Genomic DNA, 22,315 nt, shown 5'->3' on the forward strand with positions numbered 1-22,315 from the left:
GGTCACAGCCCCGCGTAGAACCGTCCGAACTCTCGCTCCAGCACCAGGCGTCCGAGCTTGCGGTATTCCTGTTCGACGGCCGCCACCACAAGCCGCATGGTGACCGGGGTGCCCTCGGCGGCCGCCAGGTACGCCGCGGTGGTCGCCGCGGAACGGATGTTGCCGCCGGCCAGTTCGAATGCCTCCGCCAGGAACTTCACATCAATGTCGTCGGCCAGCGGGAGCGGAGCGGCCAGGCAGTGCTCCCACAACGATCGGCGCAGATCCTCGGTGGGCGCGGGAAAGTCGATGATCGCGTCCAGCCGGCGGGTGAACGCCTCGTCGATGTTCGCGCGCAGGTTGGTGGCCAGCACCGCCAGGCCGTCGAAGGTCTCCAAGCGTTGCAGCAGGTAGGCGCTTTCGATGTTGGCGTAGCGGTCGTGGGCATCCTTGACGTCGCTGCGCTTGCCGAAGATGGCGTCCGCCTCGTCGAAGAACAGCACTGCGTTCACCCCGCCCGCCTCGGCGAAGATCCGCTCCAGGTTCTTCTCGGTCTCGCCGACATACTTGTCCACCACCGTCGCCAGGTTCACCGTGTACAGGTCAAGGCTCAGATCCCCGGCGATCACCTCGGCCGACAAGGTCTTCCCGGTGCCCGAATCGCCGGCGAACAGCGCGGTGACTCCCCGTCCGCGTCCACCGCCGCGGCGCATCCGCCATTCGGCGAGCACCGTGTCGCGGTGCCGGGCCCGCGCGGTCAGGTCGGTGAGCGCCCGCCGGACATGCGGCGCCACCACCAGGTCGTCCCACCCGACCTCCGGCTCGATCCGCCGGGCGAGCCGCTCCAGGCCAGCGGCGTTCTGGGCCCGGACGCCGCGGCGGAGGTCGTCGGCGGTGATCGCCCCGTCCCGCAGCGAGGCCGCGACCGAGGCCGCCTCGATCGCCCGGCGAACCTGCGCCGGGCCCAGCGCCAGATGCCCCGCCAGCGTCGACGGATCCAGGCCCGTGTCCGCACCCTGCGCCGCCAACTGGTCCGCCCACAGCCCCAGCCGGTCCGCGACGGTGAGAAGTGGCGCCTCCACGGTGAGCGGGCTGACACTCGACCATTGCGGGTCCCAGCTGGCCGAGCCGGCGAGCAGTACCGGCACCTCCGACTCGCTCAACCAACGGACGATGTCCGGATGCGCCTGGGCCAGTTGCTCGACCGGGCCGGCGACCACGCCGGCGCCACGCAGCGCCGCCTCCCGGACGGCCAATCGGACGACCGCATGTGGCTCGGGGGCCGCGACCACCCGGGTCAGGTCGAGCACCACCACCCCCAGACCACACGCGGCCAGCGCGGCGGACGCGGTGGCCGTCCCGCTGCCCGCCAGCCGCTCCCGCAGGTGGACCAGCCGGGCGCCGCCGGTCAGGGCCGACGCCAGCTGATCCGACAGCGGCGAGGGGTGCGCGTCCGGATCGCCGAGCACCCCGACCAGGGCGGCGTCCGGGGTGTCGTCGCCGAGCAGATGGGCGATCACCCGATCCGGCACCCGCAGGGCTCGGCCGAGCAGCGGCCGATCGGCGTCCTCGACGACGATCAACCCGCTCCGCACCAGCGGACGGCTGGGTTCCAGCCGTCCCCGCGCCTCCGCCGCCAACGCCGAGACCCCAGCCAGCTGCAGCGCCAGCCCGACCGAGGCACGGCGCCGGGTGACGTCATCGTTGAGGTAACCGTAGAAGCGCTCGAAGCGCGGATCGAGGTCGGGCATGGCGGCGATCAGCAGCAGTTCCACATCGAGTCCGGTCAGCCCGGCATTGCGAGCCAACCTGAGCAGTCGGACGTCCGGGCCGGACTCGCGGTCGAGTTCGGCGATCTCGTCGGCGGCCAGCGGCACCGGCCGGTCCGGGCCCGCGTCCAGCAGCGCATCGACAGCCTCGTCGCTGAGGTAGAGGCCGCGGAACGCGTCGTCGGGGTTCGGATCGCCGGCTCGCCGCTCGTCGATCAGGGTCCGGACCCGCCATTCCACCAGCGCCGCCCGGCTCAACAAGTGCCCGAGCGAATCGGTCATCGCGTTCTCTTGATGGTCAGGCCACCACGTCGACGCATTGCCACCCGGCGTGGGTCGTCCGCCTCGGCACCGCCGATCCGCTGCGCCGGGACACCCGCTCGGCGTCGTTCGGCCGCCGCGCCCTCGGGCTCGCCGTCGTCGCTACCACCGCCACCGCCATTGGCACTGCCAGCGGCATCGCGACCGCCACCGCCACCCGCAACCGCCGGCGCCGGTTCAGCGGACAGGCTCACCTTCTCGGTGCCGGGGAAGCCATGGCTGCCGCCCAGGCTGAACAGCGGCGGCGCCTCGACCGGCGGCCCGACCGGGAACCGCTGGCCGGTGTCCACCGGTGCGCTGACCACCACGTCGATGGACGGCTTCAGCTCGCCGCCGAGCGCCGACCAGACGTCGGCGAAGCCGCGATCCTCCGGTGGCGGCAGGCCCACGGTCAACGGCACTGGCAACCCGACCTCCGCCAGCGGCCCGCTCAGCAGTTCCGCCGGCAACGCGTCGAAGCGCAGGAATGCGCTCAGCAGCGCCGACAGCAGCCGGTGCTCGTCCTCGGGCCGCTGCGTCCAGGCGGTGACCAGGTAGGACAGCTTGAAATGCCGAGGCGGCAGGTGCCGGCCGACGATCCGGGTCTGATCGGCGTTGTACTCGTTGTGGACGCCCCGCTCGCGGCGCCGCAGATCCTCACGGATGTCGTACAGGTAGACGTCCACGGTGGGCGCGTTGCGCCGTCCGGCCCACTCCCGGGTCGGCGCGTCGAAGACCACCTCGACGTCGCGGATCCCGGTCTCCCGGTCGATCAAGGCACGGAGCGCGGCGTCCACCTCGTGGATCATCTGTTCAGTCTGGCCGGGACGGCGGCGCCGCGGAGCCACCCGCCGGGCACCGACTTGTGCCCCATCGGGCACACCGATGCGGGTCGCGACCAATAGGATCTGGCTGTGGCCGACCCGATCATCCGCCTCGACGCCGCGCTGACCTCCGTGCAGCCGGGTGGTCAGGCGCGGGTGCAGGTCACGATCGCCAACACCGGCACGGTGGTCGAGGGCTATCAGGTACAGGTGCTCGGGCCGTCCGCGGCCTGGTCGCGGGTCGAGCCGGCCGAGGTGTCGGTATACCCGCACCAGGAAGCCACCGTCACCGTCACCTTCCAGCCGCCGGCGGGAACCAGCGTCCCGGGCGGACGGCAGGGTTACGGCGTGCTGGCCCGCTCGACCCTCGACCCGCAGTTCAGCGCGGCCGCCGAGGCGGTGGTCGAGGTCATCGCGGTGCTCAGCGTGCAGGCAACGATCACCCCGGTCACCTCGTCCGGCAACTGGCAGGGGCGGCATCAGCTCAGCCTGACCAACGCCGGCAACGACGCCGTCTCATTGCGGGTGGACGCCGTCGACCCCGACGAGACCCTCGGCTTCCGGATCCAGCCGGCCAGCGTGACCCTGCCGCCGGGTGGACGCGCCGAGGTCGAGGTGCGGGCGATCGCCAAACGCCCGATGCAGTGGCGGACGCCGGCCCGCCGTCCGTTCCGGGTGTTCGGCCTCCGCGCGGACGGCCAGCCGGTCGCAACCGCCGAGGCCGCGTTCACCCAGACGCCGTCGGGCTGGATTCCGGTCACCACCGCTGTGGTCGTCCTGCTCGCCGTGCTCATCCTGTTCACGCCGCGGATTCTCGCCATGCCGGGCATCGTGCAGGTTCCGCAGCCCTTGCCGCCGTCGCTCGAACCCCGCGGTGCCCCGCCCAAGCCAACTGGCCTGAAGGTGGTCGGGGTGGACTCCACTTCGGCGAGGGTCAGCTGGGTGCCCTTGGAATCGGCGCAGAACTACAAGCTGCAACGGACCGACCGGACCGGTGTCCAGCAGGCGGAGGAGCCGCGCTTGCTGTCCGGCGAGCGCAACCTCGAGGTGGTCAAGGACCTGCCGGCCGGTGAGCTGGTCTGCTTCCATCTCAGGGTGATTCGAGGCGGGCGAGAGTCTGGCTGGTCTGATCCGGTGTGCGCGCAATTGCTCAAGCCGTCGGCGTCCCCGTCGCCGCCAACGCCTCCGGCGTCGCTGCCTCCGGTGACCGACAAGCCGCTCCTCCACGCGGTTCGGGTAGCCGACGGCGGCCTCACGCTGGACGGAAACACCGCCGACTGGCAGTGGCGAGAAGAGATCCGGGCCGACCTGCAGATCCCCGAGACCGCACCCACCAGCACCCGCGGGAGCATCTACCTGATGTGGGACTCGCAAGCCCTGTACGTGATGGCCATGGTCAGCGACACCAAGCGCACCTCCCCGGATCCGGCCAACTTGAACCGGCTCTATGAGGGCGACTCGGTCATCTTGGAGTTGGGCCCCGAGCGTCCCGCGGACAAAGAGGCGTGGGCGCGTCAGGCCGACGCCTACTACATGTTCGGGCGGGCGACTCCCGCACTGGTCGGGGTGATGGGCCGGTCGAGCAACGCCCAGTCGTTCGAGCCCCCGATGTGGACCACTCAGGTCCAGGCCGTCTTCGGCAACCGGCCGGACGGCCAGCCCGGCTACGTGCTGGAAGCACGGATTCCGTGGGCGGACACGCGCCTCAACGTCTTTCCACAGCCAGGCGTCAAGCTGGCCGCCAACCTGGTGATCTGCGATCGGACCACCCCGGACAAGACCGGCATGGTCACCAGCAACGACCAGCGGACCCGCCAGTTGCGCGCCCATCCCGCCTACTGGCAGGTCCTCGATCTCGTCCCCTGAGCACTACGTAATTCAGCACCCTTCCCGGAACCGCTGGATAGCGTTAGCTTCATCCCCCGACGTCGCTAGGAGGCACGCATGCCCAGTTACCTGGCCATCCCCGGGATCGCCGGCGACTCGCACGCCGACCGCCACGAAGGCGCCATCGAGATCGACGCCTGGAGTTTCGGAGCAACCGTCGCCAGCGGAAGTTTCGGTACCGGCGCCCGTGTCGGCCGGCCGCAGTTCACCGATCTCACCCTCAGCTGTCGCTCCGGCAGCGCCTCGCCCCGGCTGTTCGAGGCCTGCGCGACCGGCCGGATGCTCCCCGAGGCGGTTCTCACCAGCGAGCAGGGCCCGGGCCGCGTAGGCATGACCACCGAGATCCGCCTCATTGAGAGCCGGGTGAGCAGCTACACCGCCAGCGGCGGCGCGGATGTGGTGCTGGACGAGTTCCGGTTGAGTTTCGCCTCGGTCAGCTTCACCGTCCGGGTGCCGGCCGCGGACGGCCGCGCCGGCGATCCGGTGACCACCACCCAGCCGTCCCAGGGCTCCCCGGTGCCCTCGCCGGCCAGCGGTGGGGTGTGGCGTCCGAAGTAGTTGGCGTCGCTGAACCCTTCTCGCCGGAGGCGCCGAGTCCTACGCTGCGTATCACTGCACGATCGCGCCACCTCTTTGTGCCCGAGAGGAGCCGTCGATGGATCCGGTCGTTGTACTTGATGCCGCCATGACTCTCGCCGCAGCGCGCGCGGCGATGGAGTCGATCGGCGCTACCGAGATGGCCGTGGTGCGGCGCCGCGACCCACGGGCCACCGGTGCCGTCTTGTGGTACCCGTTGTCCGACGCCGACCGCGCCCGGGTGATGGGGCCCGGACTCGACCCGCGCATGCCGCTGGGCGTCTCGCTCGATCTGCATGAACACGGCGCCGGCGAGGTGCGGCAGCTCTCGGACGCCGACGTGCTGTCCGGCCAGTGGTGCGGCCTGGTGGTGGACGGCACCCGCGCGGTCGGCTGGCAACCCGGGACGACGACCTGGGCCAACCCTGGCCCCACCCGGGGCACGGACCGCGGCCCGACCCGCGGGATCGACTTCGCACCACCGCCGCAAGCACCGCCGCCGATGCCGATGGCGCCGCCGCCGATGCCGATGCCGCCCGCACCCGGCGAACCGGCGCCGGGAGCGACCGAAGAGCCGCTGCCGCCGACTGCGAGCGCCACCCCCGTTCAGGCCTACCCGCGGGTGGACGTCCCCGAGACGGTGGCGCCGGCGGCCACCTTCGACGTCGTGGTCGGACTCTCCAAGCAGGCCCAGGCCGGCGTCCAGGGTGCGGTGATGACGATCACCCCGGACCGCACCTCGACCGTGCTGACGCTGCAAATCAAGGCCGAGAACTTCACCGTCGACCAGGTTCGCCAAGAATTTGCCCTCGACCCGGACGACCTGACCGCGAAGACCGCCACCTTCACCCTCACCGCACCGAGCGTCACCGAGCCCTGGCGGGGCCGGATCGAAGTCGAATACAGCCATACCGGGCTGCTGATCGGCACCGCCTGGCGGGAGCTGCTGGTCGCCCCGGGCGCTCCGGCGCAGGCGCCGGCGTCGACGTCCGGGGGCGAGGTCGCGGTCAACCTCAACCAGAGCGTGCCGATCGACCTGACCGTCTCGATCAGCCGCGGCGAGGCCGACGGCACCTTCCTGTGGACCTTCGTCACCGACCACGACGTCCCGCTGCCCGACGAGCAGGTGATCACCCATCTGGAGCAGGACACCGCCGAGACCTTCGCGCTGCGGAAGATCCGCGAGATGGCGCAGGTGGACGGCAGCGCCGCCGCCGAGCTGCGGATCAACGGGGTCGCCACCGAGGTGGCCAGCGTGATGCCGCTGTGGTTCTGGAAGGTGCTGGCGCCGGTCTGGCGGATCGCCAAGAACGCCGGACGGCTACCCACCCTGCTGCTGGTGTCGCAGGAGTCGCTGGTGCCGTGGGAACTGGCCACCACCGACGAGGAGTTCATCGTCGACCGCACCCTGGTGGACGCCGCCGCACCCCAGCTGCTCGGCGCCCAGGCGATCGTCGGACGCTGGCGCCCGGTCGGCCCGGAGACGCCGTCCGGGGTGCGCCGTCCGACCGCGACGCCCGCCGAGGCGATGACGATCGGCAGCTTGGCCGTGGTGGTCGGCGAGTTCGGGCCGAGCTCGGGGATGAAGTCGCTGAAGGAGGCCATCGAGGAGGGCCGCCAGCTCACCGACACCTATCGGCCCTCGGTCTGGGTGAAGGCCACGGCCGCGGACGTCGCCACCCTGCTCAAAGGCGAGTTGACCGACCGCGGCACCCCGGTCAGCGCCCAGGTGCTGCACGTCGCCTCGCACGGCGAGGTCGACCCCGATTCACCGATCAACAGCGGCGTGATCCTGTCCGACTCGTCGGTCCGGATCGACGAATCCATCGTGATCGGCTCGGACTTCACCCGCACCGCGGCCCCACTGGTCTTCCTGAACTGCTGGCCAGCTGGGCACCGAGACCGGTGGCGCACTGATCGAGGGCGGCCTGGCGGCAGCCTTCCTGCGGGCCGGCGCCCGGGCCTTCGTGGCGCCGCTGTGGAACGTCAACGACACCATCGCCAAGGACACCGCGCTCGCCTTCTACGCCGAGACCATCGGCAAGGGCCGGCCGGTCGGCGACGTGATGCGCGAGCTGCGCGCCCGGTTCACCACCGCCTTCCCGCAACGCGACCAGACCACCCCGCTGGCCTATGCCTATTACGGGCATCCCGGTTTGATCCTCTCCAGGCAGGAGACCAACTGATGGCCACCACTCTCGACGGCAGTTCACGGGCGTTCAATCTCGGCCAGGGCATCACCGTGCGCGCACCCGGCCTGCGCGGGCGTGCGGACGCCCACAACGTCGGCCCGGGCTCGGACACCCGCGCCCCCGAGGTCGACGGCTCCGGCGCCGCGCTGGACGCCGCGCTCACCCGGGAGGGTTTCCTGCGGCTGCGGGTGATCACCCTGGACGTCACACCGGTCCCGCACGCCGCCGCCGGTGACCTGCGGGCTCCGGTCTCCGACGAGCCCGGGATGGAGGTCACCGTCCCCGATCTCGGCGACGACGTCGCCCAGGTGCTGCTGGCCGTGGACGAGAACGGCGTGGTCAGCTGGAACTTCCCGGTCGGCTCCGGGGACGAGCTGGCGCCCACCACCCGCGGTTCGGGCGACGTCGTCCGGTTCATCGTGCCGGCATTCGCCAGCGCCCCGGTGACCGGCGAGGCCGCCAGTCGCGGCGTCTTCGGGCTGATCGGACGCAAGGTGCTCGAGCTGGTCGCGCTGCCGCTGGCCGAACTGGTGGTGCCGCCGCTGGCCGGCGCCGCCGCCCGGCTGTGGGAGTCGAAATCGCGGATCGCCCGCGCCCGCAGCTTCAGCACCGCCGACTACACCAGCGCCGACGTGCCCAGCCTGGCCGACGCCGACTGGCAGCGACTGGCGTCCGGTCGCAGCCTGTGGTTCGTGCACGGCACCTTCGTCAACACCCACACCGCCTTCCAGGCCTTCCCGACCGATCTGCTCGCCTCACTCAGCGACCACTACGGCGGACGGGTCGCGGCCATCGACCACCACACCCTCGGCATCGATCCGCTCGGCAACGCCGACCTGGTCCGCGAACTGGTGCCGGACGGCGTCCAGATCGAGGCCGACATCGTCTGCCACAGCCGCGGCGGGCTGGTCAGCCGCGCGCTGGCCGGGCAGGGCGGCGACCCGGTTTTCGACGTCCGCCGGATCGCCCATGTGGCCAGCGCCAACCACGGCACCGCGCTGGCGACGCCGTCCAATCTGGTGCCGTTCATCGACCGGATCACCACCATGGTCAACCTGATCCCGGACGGCCCCGCCGCCGTGGTCGAGGCCACACTGACCTCGGTGCTGGTGGTGGTCAAGATCATCGCCAAGTACGGCCTGGTCGGCATTCCCGGGCTGGCCGCGATGGATTCCGCCGGCGACTTCCTGGCCGGGTTCAACGCCAAGGAGATTCCCGCCGAACAGTTCGCGGTCGCCGCCGATTTCACCCCGTCCGGGGGCTGGCGGGCGATGGCGCTGCGCAACGCCGAGAACGTCATGGTCGACCGGGTGTTCGGCAGCGCCGCCAACGATCTGGTGGTGCCCACCGCCGGCGTCTACGAGGGCGACGACGCGATGCTGGTCCGCGACGACCGCCGGCTGGTGCTGCCCAAGGAGCGCGGCGTCTACCACGGCAGCTTCTTCGGCCAGCGTGACGTCGCCACCCAGATCGCGAGCTGGCTGACCGGGTAGGAGGCGACCGTGGCCGCGCTGGACTACCTGGACTTCGACCTTGAGGTCGAGGCGTCCGGCACGCCCGGCAGCTACCAGGTGTCGGTGCTGTCGTCGCCGCGCGGCGAGGCCAGCGGCCAGATGACCTTCCCGTTCAACCCGGACGCCCTGGAGAACGTGATCCTCAAGCTGGGCCGGACCCGCTCGGGCGTCCGGGCGCTCGGCTCGCCCACCCAGCAGGTGGCGAAGCAGTTCGGCAGCACCCTGTACGACGCGCTGTTCGCCGGCGAGGTGGGCACCTGCTTCCGGCGCAGCCTCGACGAGGCGGACGCCCAGGGCAAGGGCCTGCGGATCCGGCTGCGGCTGAACAGGGCGCCACAACTCGCCGACGTGCCCTGGGAATACCTGTACCCGTCCAGCCTGCGGCAGTTCCTGGTGCTCTCCACCAAGACCCCGGTGGTGCGCTACCTGGAGCAGCCGCGAGCCGTCCCGCCGCTGACCGTGACCCCGCCGCTGCAGGTGCTGGTGGTGGTCTGTTCACCGACCAATCTCGCCACCTTGGACGTGGACGCCGAGGTCGCCCGGATCGGGCACGCTCTGGCCGGCCTCGAGCAGTCCGGCCAGGTGCGGGTCACCGTGCTGCCGCACGCCAGCCTCGCCGACCTGCGCGGCACGCTACGCCGGCTGCCCGTGCACGTGCTGCACTTCATCGGCCACGGCGGCTTCGACGATCACTCCGGCGACGGCATGCTCGCCTTCGAGGACGACCACCGCCTCGCGCACCTGGTCTCGGGTTCGGCGCTGGCCACGATCATCCACGACCAGGACAAGCTGCGACTGGTGCTGCTGAACGCCTGCGAGGGCGCCCGGCAGTCGCCGGCCGATCCGTTCGGCGGGGTGGCGCAGAGCCTGGTCGCCCAGGGCGTCCCGGCGGTGGTAGCGATGCAGTTCGAGATCACCGACGAGGCCGCGACCGTGTTCAGCGCCGAGTTCTACAGCGCGATCGCCGACGGCTACCCGATCGATGCCGCGCTGGCCGAGGCCCGGGTGGCGGTCTTCAGCGACGACAACGACGTCGAGTGGGGCACGCCGGTGCTCTACCTGCGGGCCAGCGACGGCCGGATCTTCGACGTGGCGAACCAGGGCACGCCGTCGAACGCGCCGCACCCGTCCGACCAGCCGGTCGCGGCGTCCGAGAGCGCGGGTGCCCGGGTGATTCCGGTGGTGGTGCCGCCCTGGCCGTCCGGTCCCGGCGACGGTTGGGGTGGCGGCGCCGAGATGGGCTCCCCGCCGGCCGGGCCGCCCCCCGCCGTGGCGCCCACCACCCAGCTGCCCCCTCGCGATCGCCCGCCGAGCGGGGGCACACCTGCTGGCGGCCCACCGGTCGAGAGTCCGCCGTCCGGGCCGAAGTGGGCGATCATCGCCGCGGTCGCCGCCGTCCTCGCCGTGGCGGTGTTCTTCGGCTGGCCCTACCTCTTCCCCGGCGGCGTTCCGAGGGTCACCGAATCGCCGACGCCGACCGTCCCGGTCAGCCCGACCCCGACGGTGCCGACACCGTCCCCCACCGCCACCAGACGGACCACCTCACCGCTGCCGCCGTTACGAGCGGTGCCGCCGCTGAAGGCGCTGCGTGGCTCGGTCACCATCGACGGCAGGACCGACGACTGGCAGTGGCAGCTGGTGTCCTACGCCAACAACCAGATCGCCGGCAAGTCCGACGCCAAGGGCGACATCTACCTGATGTGGGACGACGAGGCGCTGTACCTGCTGGCGCTGGTCACCGATCCCGGCCACTACCCGCCGGACGCCAGCCAGCCCACCCAGATCTACAAGGGCGACTCGGTGTTGATGGAGCTGGGACCGGACAAGAGCAGGCTGGAGGCCGACGACCTGGCCCGCCCGACCGACGCGTTCTACATGTTCGGGCTGCCGGCCAGTCCCGGCACCGCGACACAGCGGGCGATCCTGGGGCCGGACGGCAAGCGCGCCTCGTTCGAGATTCCGAAGGACGCCTCGACGCTGACCGCGGCGATCGCGCTGACCCCGACCGGCTACGTGCTGGAGGCAAAGATCCCCTGGCGCACCACGGGCCTCAACGGGATCAAGGCCGGCGTGGTGCTGGCCGGCAATGTGTCGGTGTCCGAGCGCGGTCCCAAGGGCTTCGGCAATCTCGGCGTGCGCAGCACCAACCCGCAGCGGGTCCTCAACGTCCGGGCGCGTCCGGCCTACTGGCAGGCGCTCGAGTTGCAGCCCTAGGCTCTACACCATGGCGCTGCCCGTCCTCGATGCCACCGAGCAACGGATCCTCGGCAGCCTGCTCGAGAAGCAGCGCACCGTCCCGACCAGCTATCCGCTCAGCCTGAACGGGCTACGGGTAGCCTGCAACCAAACCTCCAGCCGCGACCCGGTCACCGATCTGTCCGATCAGGAGATCGAGGCGGCGGCGCGCGAACTGAAGGGACGCGGCCTGCTCCGGGTGGTCTGGGCCGGCAAAGGGTCACGGACGTTGAAGTACCACCAGTTGCTCGACGAGACCCTCAGCCTGCAGCCGGACGAGCGTGCCCTGGTCACCGTGCTGCTGCTGCGGGGCGCACAGGCCCCGGGTGAGTTGAAGACCCGCACCGACCGGCTGTACCCGTTCAGCGACCGGGACGCCGTCGAGCAGGTGCTGCGCCGGATGGCCGTACTGCCCGAACCGTTGGTCCGCGAGCTCGATCGCCGCCCCGGCCAGCAGGACCGGCGCTGGGTACACCTACTGGGACTGGTCGCCGAACCGGCGGGCGCGCCGGTTCCCGTTCCGGCGGTGGACCGGGACGTGGTGCTGGCCGAGGGCGCGGGAGTCCGCGACCAGAAGGTCCGGGACGGCTACGACGGGGTCGCCGAGGCGTACTTCGAGCAACTCGGGGACGAGCTCACCGGGAAGCCGTTCGACATCTGGCTGCTGGAGCGGATCGCGTCACTGGCCGGATCAAACCCGATCGTGGACGTCGGCTGCGGTCCCGGCCACATCACCGCGTTCCTGGCCGACACCGGCGCCACGGTCAGCGGCGTCGACCTGTCGCCACAGATGGTGGCGGTGGCGTCGCGGGAGTTCCCCGGCCTGGACTTCTCGGTGGGCAACCTGTCCACCCTGCTGAAACCACGGACGGCGGCCGGCTGGGGCGCGGTGCTGGCCTGGTATTCGCTGGTGCACCTGGCCGGCTCGGAGCTGGCGCCGGCGGTGGCTGCGCTGGCCCGCACCCTGGCCCCGGGCGGGGTGCTTGCGGTCGCCGTCCACGCCGGGGACGAGGTGCGCCGGGTCACCGAGTTGGTTGGCGAACCGGTGGAGCTGGATTTCGTCCTGCACGACCAGGCCGAGGTGTTGGCGGCGTTCACCGCCGCCGGGTTGACCGAGATCGAGTGGTACCGGCGGGGGCCGTCCGGCAACGAGGCGTCCACCGAACGGCTGTACGTGGTCGCGCGGCGGTAGGCGCCGATCAAGGCGGCGTTGCAATGCTGTCGTCACGCGTCGCGGCGAAACGTGCGTTTTCGCGGACGCCTGACCCTCGCCGCGCCACACCCGCGCGGAAACGAGCCTTATGGCGGGCAATGACGCTACGCAAAACGCTCGTTTCTGCGCGAGCCAGTGTGCTGAGCGCCAGCTCCTGGTTCAAAACGCGCGTTGACCGGCGACAGAGTCTCACTGGATGCGAACCCAGCGTCGGCCGCTTCCCAGACACAACCCGAGCGCGGGCGCGAGAGCTTGCAGGTCAGCGCAACCGCGGCCGGACGTGCAACCCGACCTCGGGGTCGACGATCAGTTCCTGCGAGGCGTCGATCCCGTCGACCAGCACCGGGACATCGGCGGGCACGTTGCGCTTGATCAGCGCCAGCGCGATCGGGCCGAGTTCATGGTGCCGGGCCGACGATCCGACCCGGCCGACCACCCGGCCGTCCAGCAGTACGTCGGCGCCGACCTCGGGCAATGCCTCGGCGGTGCCGTCCAGGTGCAGCCGGGTGAGCCGACGCGGCGGACGTCCCAGCGTGTACACCCGGGCCACCGTCTCCTGCCCCGGGTAGCAGCCCTTCTTCAGGTGCACGCCGGCACCCAGCAGCTCACCCTCGGGATTGGCCAACTCGTTGGGGATGGTCTTGTCGTCGGTGTCCACGAAGGTGCGCGGCTGGCCGGCCTCGATCCGGAGCGCGTCCACCGCCCAGGTGCCGGCCCGCTGCTCGCCGAGCACCTTGTCCAGTTGCTCGCGCGGCACGATCCGCGGACCGCCGGCGATCACCATGGCGTGCGACTCGCTGCGGTCGGCGATATCGACCCGGGCCGCGAACTGCATCCTCCGGAGCCAGGCCAACAACGCGTCCAGGCGACCCGGTTCGGTGGTCGCCCACAGCGTCGAGCCGTCGTCCGCACCGCCGAAGACGTGGCTGATCCGGCCCTGCGCGTCCAGGATGTAGGCGGTGAACCACGTACCGGGAGCCAGGTCGTCCAGCTTCTGCGAGGCGATGTTGTTCAGCCAGCTGAGCCGGTCGGCGCCCCCGACGCTGAACACCGGACGATGCGACATATCGACGCTCGCCTCGCCCGCGGCCAGCCGGCGCTGCTCACGCATCGGGTCACCGTAGTGCCAGACCGCGCCGGCGTCCGGACCCGACTCATGCCGGACGGCGCTCATCCGCGGACCAGCGTCGCCCAGACGTAGGGCCGCAGCGGCACGTCCTCGGTGGCTCGGTCGAACGAGTACATCAGTTTGCCCTCGACGGTGCCGTAGAGGCGGCGGCCGGCGGTGTAGGCGACGGCGGCGTCCGGCGAGCGGACGACGGCGTCGGTGACCAAGTCGAGGCGTCCCGGTTTGAGCTTGCCGTACCAGACCTCGGCGAAGCCCTCGGGGGCGCACATCACCACATCGACGGTGCCGTCCGGCAGCGGACGCCAGAAGCCGGTCTCCATCATCAGCGGCTTGGTCGGACGGCCGTCGGCGTCCACCTCGAACGCCTGCGCCAGGTAGTGCAGGTAATCGCCGCCGTTGTCGGCGAAGTCGATCTGCTGGGCGAACTGGATCTTCTCCTCGCCCGGCCACTCCCGGTACCCGGTGCCTTCCCAGCGGCCGCGCAGCCAGGCCAGGCCGACCAAGGCGGGGTTCAGGTCTGCGGGAATCTCAAAGCTCATGAACGAATCACTCCTGCTGCTTATCGGTGAAGATGCGGACGACGACCACCAGCGCGGCGATCAACACCACAGCCGCGGCGACGATCAGTGCGATCGTGCCCGCCGTCAGCACGGCGGCCGTCAACTCCACCACCTGCGGAAGTCTAGTGCGGCGCGACCCGCTACCCTCCTGCCCATGCGAGCGGTCGTCCAGCGGGTCAGCAAAGCCTCGGTCAGCGTGGCCGGCGAGGTGGTCGGGGCGATCGACGAACCCGGGCTGCTGGTGCTGGTCGGAGTCACCCACGACGACACTGTCGCGATGGCGGACGCGCTGGCCGAGAAGATCTGGAACCTGCGCATCCTGCGGGAGGAACGCAGCTGCGCCCAGACCGCAGCCCCGCTGCTGGTGGTCAGCCAATTCACCCTGTACGCCGACACCCGGAAGGGACGCCGGCCGTCCTGGAACGCGGCCGCCCCCGGAGGAATCAGCGAGCCTTTGGTGGACGCCTTCGTCGCGGCGCTGCGCCGCCGCGGTGCCGTCGTCGAGACCGGCCGGTTCGGCGCGATGATGGAGGTTTCCCTGGTCAATGACGGGCCGATGACCATAGTCCTGGAACTTTAAACACAGCCGTGTGACGGTGGGGTTACAGACCGCTGACCGGATCGGGTCGGGTCTAGTGACGTGCCGGTCACTATTCTGTAACCGGTCGAACGGGGGTGTGCATGGCATCACTGCTTGTCGTGAGCAACCAGCTCGTCGAGGGCGTGCGTCCCGAGTCGGTCCTGCCCGCGATCGGGCTGCTCCCGCATGAGCTGCGCAGCGCGCCCGCCGACACCACCGCGCTCACCGAGTCCGCCACCGCCGACGCGATCGTGATCGACGGTCGCAGTGATCTGGCCGCGGCACGGACCATCTGCCGGCTGTTCCGTTCCTCGGGCATCACCCTGCCCGTGCTGCTGGTGGTCACCGAAGGCGGCCTCGCCGCGTTGAACGATGACTGGCGAGTGGCCGACTTCATTCTGGACGGCGCCGGCCCGGCCGAGTTCGACGCCCGGATCCGGCTGCTGCTCGCCGTCAACGACGCCGAGGGGCTGATCCAGTCCGGGGGGATCGTGATCGACGAAGCCGCGTACTCGGCTCGGCTCGGCGACGTGCCGCTCGACCTCACCTACACCGAATTCGAGCTGCTGAAGTACCTGGTCACCCACCCCGGCAGGGTGTTCAGCCGGGAGCACCTGCTGGCTGACGTGTGGGGCTACGACTACTTCGGCGGCACCCGCACCGTCGACGTCCACATCAGGCGGCTGCGGGCCAAGCTGGGCACCGAGCACGAAGCGCTGATCGGCACTGTCCGCAACGTGGGCTACCGCTTCACGCCGTAACCCCCTCGGCGAGCAATCGTCTCGTCGGCCTGTCCCCCGCGCCGGAGGTGCGGGCGGAGAACAGCCAGCGCACGCATCGGGGACGACAGTCCACTAGCCTGAGGGCCATGTTGGGCCCGGACGATGTGGACCGTATCCGCGGCCTCGCCGCGATCGTCGCCGAGGCAGACGGCGAGTACCCGCTCAACGAGGATGCCGTCCTCGCGCTCACCGGTGACGACCCGACGGTCGGGCATCACCTGCTGACCGACGGCCCGGAACCGCCCGGCTACGCGCAAAGCAATTCCAGGCATGGCACCGCCCAGTTGTTCGTGCACCCCGAACTGCGGCGCCGCGGTCTCGGCAGCCGGCTGCTGCTCGACATCGCCGGCCACGACGTGTGGGCGTTCGGCGACACCCCGGCCGCGCAGGCGTTCGCGGCCGCCCGCGGGCTGACCGAGCGACGACGGCTGCTGGTGATGGAACGTCCGCTCGACCCGCCATCGGGGGCGACCTACGACGGCGTCCGGCCGTTCGACGTCGGCACCGACGCCGACCAGTTACTCGCCCTGAACGCCGCCGCCTTCGACTGGCACCCCGAGCAGCGGCACTTCTCCCGCGCCGACCTGGACGCCCGGATGGCCGAGCCATGGTTCGACCCCGCCGGGTTCCTGGTCAGCGCCGACGCCGATGGCCTGACCGGCTTCCACTGGACCAAACGACACCCCGACGGCAAGGGCGAGGTCTACATCCTGGCCACCCATCCGCGGGCGCAGGGCACCGGGCTCGGCCGGCGGCTGCTGGCCGCCGGACTCGAGCACCTTGCCGTGACCGGTTCGACGACGGTCCACCTGTACGTTGAAGCGTCCAATGTGCGGGCGGTAAAACTGTACGAGCGGGTCGGCTTCGCGGTGGTGCACCGCGACGTCCTGTACGGCCCCGACGATTCCCCCAGGAGCAGCGATGACAGCTGAACCCGTGACCGAAATCGCCGAACTGCCGGACGACCGGTTCTCCGACCGCGAGTTGAGCTGGCTGGCGTTCAACAACCGGGTACTCGACCTGGCCAGGGACGCTGCCCGCGTCCCACTGCTGGAACGGGCCCGCTTCCTGGCCATCTTCTCCTCCAACCTGGACGAGTACTTCATGGTCCGGGTGGCCGGCCTGAAGCGCCGGATCGCCGCCGGGGTGGCGGTGCCGTCGGCGTCCGGCATCCTGCCCCGGGATCTCTACGAGCTGATGCTGACCCGGGCCCGGGACCTGGTCGAGCGGCAGGCCCGGACCTTCGCCGAGGACGTCCGTCCGGCACTGGCCGAGCACGGCATTGAGGTGCTCCGCTGGGACGAGCTCAGTGACACCGAGAAGCAGACCATGACCACGCTCTTCGAGGAGCGGATCTTCCCGGTGCTGACCCCGCTGGCCGTTGACCCGTCGCACCCGTTCCCCTACATCTCGGGCCTGAGCAACAACCTGGCCGTGCTGCTGAAGAACCCGATGACCGGCGCCCGCCAGTTCGCCCGGGTGAAAGTGCCCACCCTGCTGAGCCGCTTCCTGCAGTTGGGCGACGCCCGCTTCATCGCCATCGAGGACGTCATCGCGCACCACCTCGACCGGCTGTTCTCGGGCATGCAGGTGCTCAGCCACTCCACCTTCCGGGTCACCCGCAACGAAGACCTGGAGGTCGAGGAGGACGACGCCGAGAACCTGCTGCATGCGCTGGAGAAGGAGCTGCTGCGCCGCAAAGTGGGCCGTCCGCCGGTCCGGCTCGAGGTCGAGGACGACATCGACGACCGGATGCTCGACCTGCTGGTAAGCGAGTTGGACATCTCGGACAAGGAGGTCTTCAAGCTGCCGGCACCGCTCGATCTGCGCGGGCTGTTCTCACTGGCCGACCTGGACCGCGAATCGCTGAAGTACCCGGCCTTCCTGCCCAAGACCCACCCGGAACTGGCCGAGGTCGAGACCGCGATGCCGGCCGACATGTTCGCCGCGCTGCGCCACCGCGACGTCCTGCTGCACCACCCGTACCACTCGTTCGCCACCAGCGTGCAGCGATTCATCGAGCAGGCCGCGGCCGACCCCGCCGTCCTGGCGATCAAGCAGACGCTCTACCGGACGTCCGGCGACTCACCGATCGTGGACGCCCTGATCGACGCCGCGCAGGCCGGCAAGCAGGTGCTGGCCCTGGTCGAGATCAAGGCCCGGTTCGACGAGCAGGCCAACATCACCTGGGCCCGCAAGCTGGAACGCGCCGGCTGTCACGTCGTCTACGGCATGATCGGGCTGAAGACGCACTGCAAGCTGTCCCTGGTGGTGCGCGACGAACCCGAGGGGCTGCGCCGCTACTGCCACATCGGCACCGGCAACTACAACCCGAAGACGGCCCGGATGTATGAGGACGTCGGTCTGCTGACCGCGAACCCGGTGGTCACCGACGATGTCGCACGACTGTTCAACCACCTGTCCGGAATGGGCCAGGAGACCTACTACAAGCGGCTGCTGGTGGCCCCGCACGGCATCCGTCGCGGCCTGATCGAGTTCATCACCGACGAGATCGAGCACCACCGCGCCGGCCGCCCCGCGGGCATTCGGATCAAGGTCAACTCGATCGTCGACGAAGCCGTCATCGACGCCCTCTACCGGGCCTCGCAGGCGGGAGTCAGCGTCGAGTTGTGGGTGCGCGGCATCTGCACGGTGAAGGCCGGCGTCCCCGGGCTGAGCGACAACATCCATGTCCGCTCGATCCTCGGCCGGTTCCTGGAGCACAGCCGGCTGTTCTGGTTCGCCAACGGCGGCCAGCCCCGGGTCGGCCTCGGTTCCACCGACCTGATGCACCGCAACCTCGATCGCCGGGTCGAGGTGCTGGTGTCACTGACCAACCCGCGGCACATCGCCACCATCGAGAGCCTGTTCGACCTGGCTTTCGACGACCAGACCGCCTCGTGGGGACTGGAAGAGGACGGCTGGCATCAGCGCACCAGCGACATCGAGGGCAAGCCGCTGGTCGACCTGCAGGAGCGGCTGATCTCGTCGCTGGGAGCGCGACGTGGCGAACGGAGCGCGGGATGAGCCGCAAGCGGCTGGTCGAGGCGGCCGGGGCGATCGTGCTGCGCTACCCGAAGGGACGCCGGCCCCAGGTGCTGGTGATCCACCGGCCCAGCTACAACGACTGGTCGCTGCCCAAGGGCAAACTCGATCCGGACGAGTACCTGGCCGCCGCCGCCGTCCGCGAAACCATGGAGGAGACCGCGACGATCATCCGGCTGCGGCACCCGGTGGACCGGATCCAGTACCCGATCCCGAGCGGCACCAAGCGGGTCGCCTACTGGCTCGGCACAGCGACCGGCCAGCGCCGGTTCAGGCCCAACTCCGAAGTGGATCGCCGGGTCTGGCTGTCGGTGCCGTCCGCACTGAAGCGGATGACCTACGCCGACGAGCGGCAACTGCTCGAGCAGGCTGTGACCCTGCCCGACACCACCCCGCTGCTGATCGTCCGGCACGGCAAGGCGATGGAGCGCAAACATTGGTCCGGCAAGGACCAACTGCGCCAGCTCAGTTCGCGCGGACGCCGGCAGAGCAAGCGGCTGGTCCCGCTGCTGGACGCCTACGGCATCACCGAACTCGACTCCTCGGCGTCCACCCGCTGCATGACCACCCTCGCGCCGTACGCCAAGGCGAAGCGGCTGGACGTCCAGGGCTGGGCGACCCTGTCGGAGGAGAAGGCGAAGGACAACCCGGACGCCGTGCTGAAGCTGATGCACCGGCTGATCAGGCAGACCGCCGCCAGCGGCGTCCCGCGAGCCATCTGCGGGCATCGCCCGGTGCTGCCGCTGATGCTCGAGGCGCTGGGGGTGCCGGCCCGCCCGATGCTCACTGCCGCGGTCCTGGTGGCGCACCTGTCACCGGACGGCGAAACCGTCTCGGTGGAGTGGCACAAACCGCGGGTGTGAACGTCATGCCGTCGTCCCGGTGACCAAAAGAACCGTCCCCGGTGACCAAAAGAACCGTCCCCGGTGACCAAGAGAACCGTCCCCGGTGACCGCGGGGACGGTTCTTTTGGTCACTCGGGACGACGAACCGCAGCGCGACCGGGAGGCTACCGCTGGCGGTCGTAGTCGATGACGGCCTCGGGGAACTCCGGCGCGGGCCCGAGGTCGAGCGGCGGACGAGTTCGCCCCGGTGCTCACCCAATAGCGCCGGGCCGGGCCGTAGGGATCTCACGGCTGAATCTTCGTCTGCCACTGGGCGCGGATCGGTCGACTCCAGCCGGTAGGCACCCGAATCGTCCGGTCGGCGAGGTGTCGGACTGCTGTCGATCTCGTCGTCTCGGCGGCATTGGTGTGTGAGCCGGCCAGGAGTCCGGTGGACTCGACCACGCGGGGATAGCGTTCGCCGCAGGTGTGCGCCGCGACTGGTCGCGACTCGGCAAGCGTGTCAGTACACCGCCGAGACCGGCGTCACCCGGTGACGATCATGTCCATCCCCGGCTTCAGTCCGGGCTTCATCGCCTGGGGTACGGCCCGCGGCTGACCGCGCCCACCGTCAGCGCGCCCCGCTACCCCCGTCGCGGTCGTACCGGGCTGATCCCTGCACTCCACCGCTCGCCTGACTACTCAGGGCTCGCTGATTTCAGCGAGCCCTGAATAGTCAGGCGACGGTTTGGGGAACTCAGCGCTGCTTGGTCACCTGAACCACGGTGGGCCGGGGGCCGCGCCAGTCGCCCGGCTCCGGACGCATCCCGACCGGGACGTAGTCGGGGAAGTGGGACCGCTGAGCCGCCCAGCTACCGTCCTCACCGGGATGTTGGACGGCGACGAACACCGAGCCGTCCCGGTCGTGGATCACCGGCCCGCAGGTCTCGGCGTCAATCGGGACTGCCAGGAATTGCTGCACATGACCACGCTCGGGGCCGGCCAGCGGCACCTTGAACAGCCCGTCGGCCTTCGAGATGGCGCTCGGCGCCCCGTCGGTGGCCACCCACAGGTTGCCCTCGCTGTCGAAGGCGAGGTTGTCGGGGCACGAGATCGGCGCCACCGGGCCGTCCCAGCCGGCGAAATAGGTGCCGGCGTCCTCGGGCTTGCCGCAGACCAGCAGCAGGTTCCAGGCGAAGGTGGCGGCGTCGGCCCGGTTGCGGTCCTCGGTGATCTCGATCACGTGACCGTCCTTGTTGAGCCCGCGCGGGTTGGGTGCGTCCGGTGCCGCCTTGCCGGCGGTACCGCGCTGGACGTTGTTGGTGCACGCGACGTACACCCTGCCGGTGGTCGGGTGCGGCTGAACGTCTTCGCAGCGGTCCATCGGGGTGGCCTTCACGGCGTCCGCGGCCTCACGGGTGAAGACCAGCACCTCGGCGACACTCATCCCGGGAATCATCGAGCGACCGTCGAAGACCAGCGGCACCCATTCGCCGGTGCCCAGATTGTCGTTGTCCTCGCGCTGTTGGCCGCTGAACCGCGCCACGTAGAGGTTGCCCTCGGTCAGGATCTCCAGGTTGTGCCGGCGGGCGGCGGCCGAACCGCCCTCGCGGTACTTCCGCTTCGCGACGAATTTGTACAGGTACTCGAAGCGCTCGTCATCGCCCATGTAGGCCACCACTGTGCCGTCGCGGTCGACCCGGACGTTGGCGCCCTCGTGCTTCAGCCGGCCCATCGCGGTGTGCTTCCGCGGGGTCGAGTCCGGATCGTAGGGGTCGATCTCGACGATGTAGCCCATCCGGTTCGGCTCGTTGGCGTAACCGGGATTGGTGGCGTCGAACCGGGCATCCACCTTCTCCCAGCCGTAAACGCTCGGCTTGTTGGTCATCCCGTACCGCTTGCCGCCGCGGGCGTCCGGATCGGCCACGAAGTAGCCGTGGAAGTTCTCCTCCCCGGACAAGATTGTGCCCCACGGGGTGGTGCCGCCCGAGCAGTTGCCGAAGGTACCGAGGCTGCGCCGTCCGGTCGGGTCGGCGACGGTCTTCAGCAGAGCGGTTCCGGCGGCCGGCCCGGTCAGCCGGAACGGCGTGTCCGCGGTGATGCGGCGGTTGCGGCGTCCGCCCCGGATGTAGCGCCAGGGCCGGGTGGGAGCGTGCCGTTCGAGCTCCACGACACTGAACCCGTGGGCGGCGATCAGGGCGCGGAGCACCTCTGCCTCCTGCTCGGCGGTGCTGGTCGGCGGAAACATGATGGCCCGGTTGGTGTACTCGTGGTTGCAGCACAGCAGCGCCCGGCGTCCGCCGCGTTCCACGAGGATGTCCAGGTAGTCGTTGTTGTAGCCGAACTGCAGTTCCTGGGCGCGGGCGTTCGGACGGCTCGGGTCGAACCGCGGCGACCGGTTGAACAGCGGGTCCCCCCAGCGCAGGATCGGCGTCCACTCGTAGCCCGTCGGCACCACCATGGCGTCGACGTCGTCGCCCACCGACTCGATCGGGGTGAATGCCAGCGGCTTGGTGCCTCGCCGGGGAGTGGCGGCAGCGGCCTGCGGCCAGGCCAGCGGCAGGGCGGACGCCGCGGCCACACCGCCGGCGCCGGCCAGCAGGGCACGCCGGGTGAGCTGGCGTCCGGCGATCTCGGCGAAGGACGGTTCGGTACTGGTGTTGGGATCGGGCCGGGCGCACTGGCTGTCGCACTTGAGGTGGCAGGTGACGGCGCTTCGGTTGCCGTGGGTTCGGCCTGTCATCGGCAGCAGGGTGGTCACGGAATCTCCTCGACTACTAGGGGTACTAACCGGGCAGGTTGGCAGAGGCCGGCGCGCGTAGGCCGAGCAGCGGATGACCGCGCGGTGAATATCAGATGGCCAGTTCGAGATCGGACGCGGATCGGCATCGAGAGCCGACGTTCAC

Annotated in this window: 16 protein-coding genes; 10 read left to right on the forward strand and 6 right to left on the reverse strand. The window is 70.4% G+C overall.

Annotated elements, in window-relative coordinates; genetic code table 11:
- Nucleotides 1-2 precede the first annotated feature (2 nt).
- Both QM711_RS06970 and QM711_RS06975 read right to left on the reverse strand, forming a co-directional pair.
- Nucleotides 3-2,030: an ATP-binding protein gene (locus QM711_RS06970; protein WP_415097656.1), complete on the reverse strand. Its 2,028-nt coding sequence runs from the start codon at nt 2,028-2,030 to the stop codon at nt 3-5.
- Nucleotides 2,027-2,857 (reverse strand): DUF4255 domain-containing protein, encoded by an 831-nt coding sequence (locus QM711_RS06975; protein WP_415097658.1) that lies wholly within the window; start codon nt 2,855-2,857, stop codon nt 2,027-2,029. Before QM711_RS06975 ends, QM711_RS06970 begins: the two co-directional genes overlap by 4 nt.
- 105 nt (nt 2,858-2,962) lie before the next feature.
- Here QM711_RS06975 and QM711_RS06980 point away from each other — a divergent pair, with 105 nt between their 5' ends.
- The 5 genes from QM711_RS06980 to QM711_RS07000 all read left to right on the forward strand — a co-directional run bounded on the left by QM711_RS06980 (nt 2,963) and on the right by QM711_RS07000 (nt 12,468).
- Entirely contained in the window at nt 2,963-4,738 is a 1,776-nt protein-coding gene (locus QM711_RS06980; RefSeq protein WP_415097660.1) for a sugar-binding protein, read from the forward strand.
- Between the two features lie 78 nt (nt 4,739-4,816).
- A complete protein-coding gene (locus QM711_RS06985; protein WP_415097662.1) occupies nt 4,817-5,317 on the forward strand; it encodes an Hcp family type VI secretion system effector in 501 nt (166 codons plus the stop codon).
- A 1,961-nt stretch (nt 5,318-7,278) separates the two neighbouring features.
- Nucleotides 7,279-7,521 (forward strand): hypothetical protein, encoded by a 243-nt coding sequence (locus tag QM711_RS06990; RefSeq protein ID WP_415098629.1) that lies wholly within the window; start codon nt 7,279-7,281, stop codon nt 7,519-7,521.
- A gap of 1,508 nt (nt 7,522-9,029) precedes the next feature.
- Nucleotides 9,030-11,255, forward strand: coding sequence for a CHAT domain-containing protein (locus QM711_RS06995; protein ID WP_415097664.1), 2,226 nt, complete (start codon nt 9,030-9,032; stop codon nt 11,253-11,255).
- Between the two features lie 10 nt (nt 11,256-11,265).
- A complete protein-coding gene (locus tag QM711_RS07000) occupies nt 11,266-12,468 on the forward strand; it encodes a DUF480 domain-containing protein (RefSeq protein WP_415097666.1) in 1,203 nt (400 codons plus the stop codon).
- Between the two features lie 280 nt (nt 12,469-12,748).
- Here QM711_RS07000 and QM711_RS07005 read toward each other — a convergent pair whose 3' ends face one another.
- The 3 genes from QM711_RS07005 to QM711_RS07015 are packed head-to-tail and all read right to left on the reverse strand — an operon-like array spanning nt 12,749 to nt 14,290.
- Complete coding sequence (locus QM711_RS07005) at nt 12,749-13,663, reverse strand: YgfZ/GcvT domain-containing protein (protein WP_415097668.1); 915 nt, start codon at nt 13,661-13,663, stop codon at nt 12,749-12,751.
- On the reverse strand, nt 13,660-14,157 hold the full coding sequence (locus tag QM711_RS07010) for an FABP family protein (protein ID WP_415097670.1): 498 nt from the start codon (nt 14,155-14,157) through the stop codon (nt 13,660-13,662). Before QM711_RS07010 ends, QM711_RS07005 begins: the two co-directional genes overlap by 4 nt.
- A 7-nt stretch (nt 14,158-14,164) precedes the next feature.
- A complete protein-coding gene (locus tag QM711_RS07015; RefSeq protein ID WP_415097672.1) occupies nt 14,165-14,290 on the reverse strand; it encodes a hypothetical protein in 126 nt (41 codons plus the stop codon).
- A 42-nt stretch (nt 14,291-14,332) separates the two neighbouring features.
- On the opposite strand from QM711_RS07015, the gene dtd reads away from it, so the two are divergent.
- From dtd to QM711_RS07040, 5 genes are all read left to right on the forward strand, one after another.
- Nucleotides 14,333-14,758 (forward strand): D-aminoacyl-tRNA deacylase, encoded by a 426-nt coding sequence (dtd, locus tag QM711_RS07020; protein WP_415097674.1) that lies wholly within the window; start codon nt 14,333-14,335, stop codon nt 14,756-14,758.
- A 119-nt stretch (nt 14,759-14,877) separates the two neighbouring features.
- A complete protein-coding gene (locus QM711_RS07025) occupies nt 14,878-15,519 on the forward strand; it encodes a winged helix-turn-helix domain-containing protein (RefSeq protein ID WP_415097676.1) in 642 nt (213 codons plus the stop codon).
- Nucleotides 15,520-15,626: 107 nt separating this feature from the next.
- Complete coding sequence (mshD, locus tag QM711_RS07030) at nt 15,627-16,472, forward strand: mycothiol synthase (RefSeq protein ID WP_415097678.1); 846 nt, start codon at nt 15,627-15,629, stop codon at nt 16,470-16,472.
- Nucleotides 16,462-18,567: an RNA degradosome polyphosphate kinase gene (locus tag QM711_RS07035; RefSeq protein ID WP_415097680.1), complete on the forward strand. Its 2,106-nt coding sequence runs from the start codon at nt 16,462-16,464 to the stop codon at nt 18,565-18,567. Before mshD ends, QM711_RS07035 begins: the two co-directional genes overlap by 11 nt.
- On the forward strand, nt 18,564-19,448 hold the full coding sequence (locus QM711_RS07040) for an NUDIX hydrolase (protein WP_415097682.1): 885 nt from the start codon (nt 18,564-18,566) through the stop codon (nt 19,446-19,448). Before QM711_RS07035 ends, QM711_RS07040 begins: the two co-directional genes overlap by 4 nt.
- A gap of 718 nt (nt 19,449-20,166) precedes the next feature.
- Here the strand turns inward: QM711_RS07040 and QM711_RS07045 are convergent.
- Entirely contained in the window at nt 20,167-22,152 is a 1,986-nt protein-coding gene (locus QM711_RS07045; protein WP_415097684.1) for a PhoX family protein, read from the reverse strand.
- Nucleotides 22,153-22,315: the final 163 nt, after the last annotated feature.

Source organism: Micropruina sp. (genome assembly GCF_047602385.1).
GTDB lineage: Bacteria > Actinomycetota > Actinomycetes > Propionibacteriales > Propionibacteriaceae > Micropruina.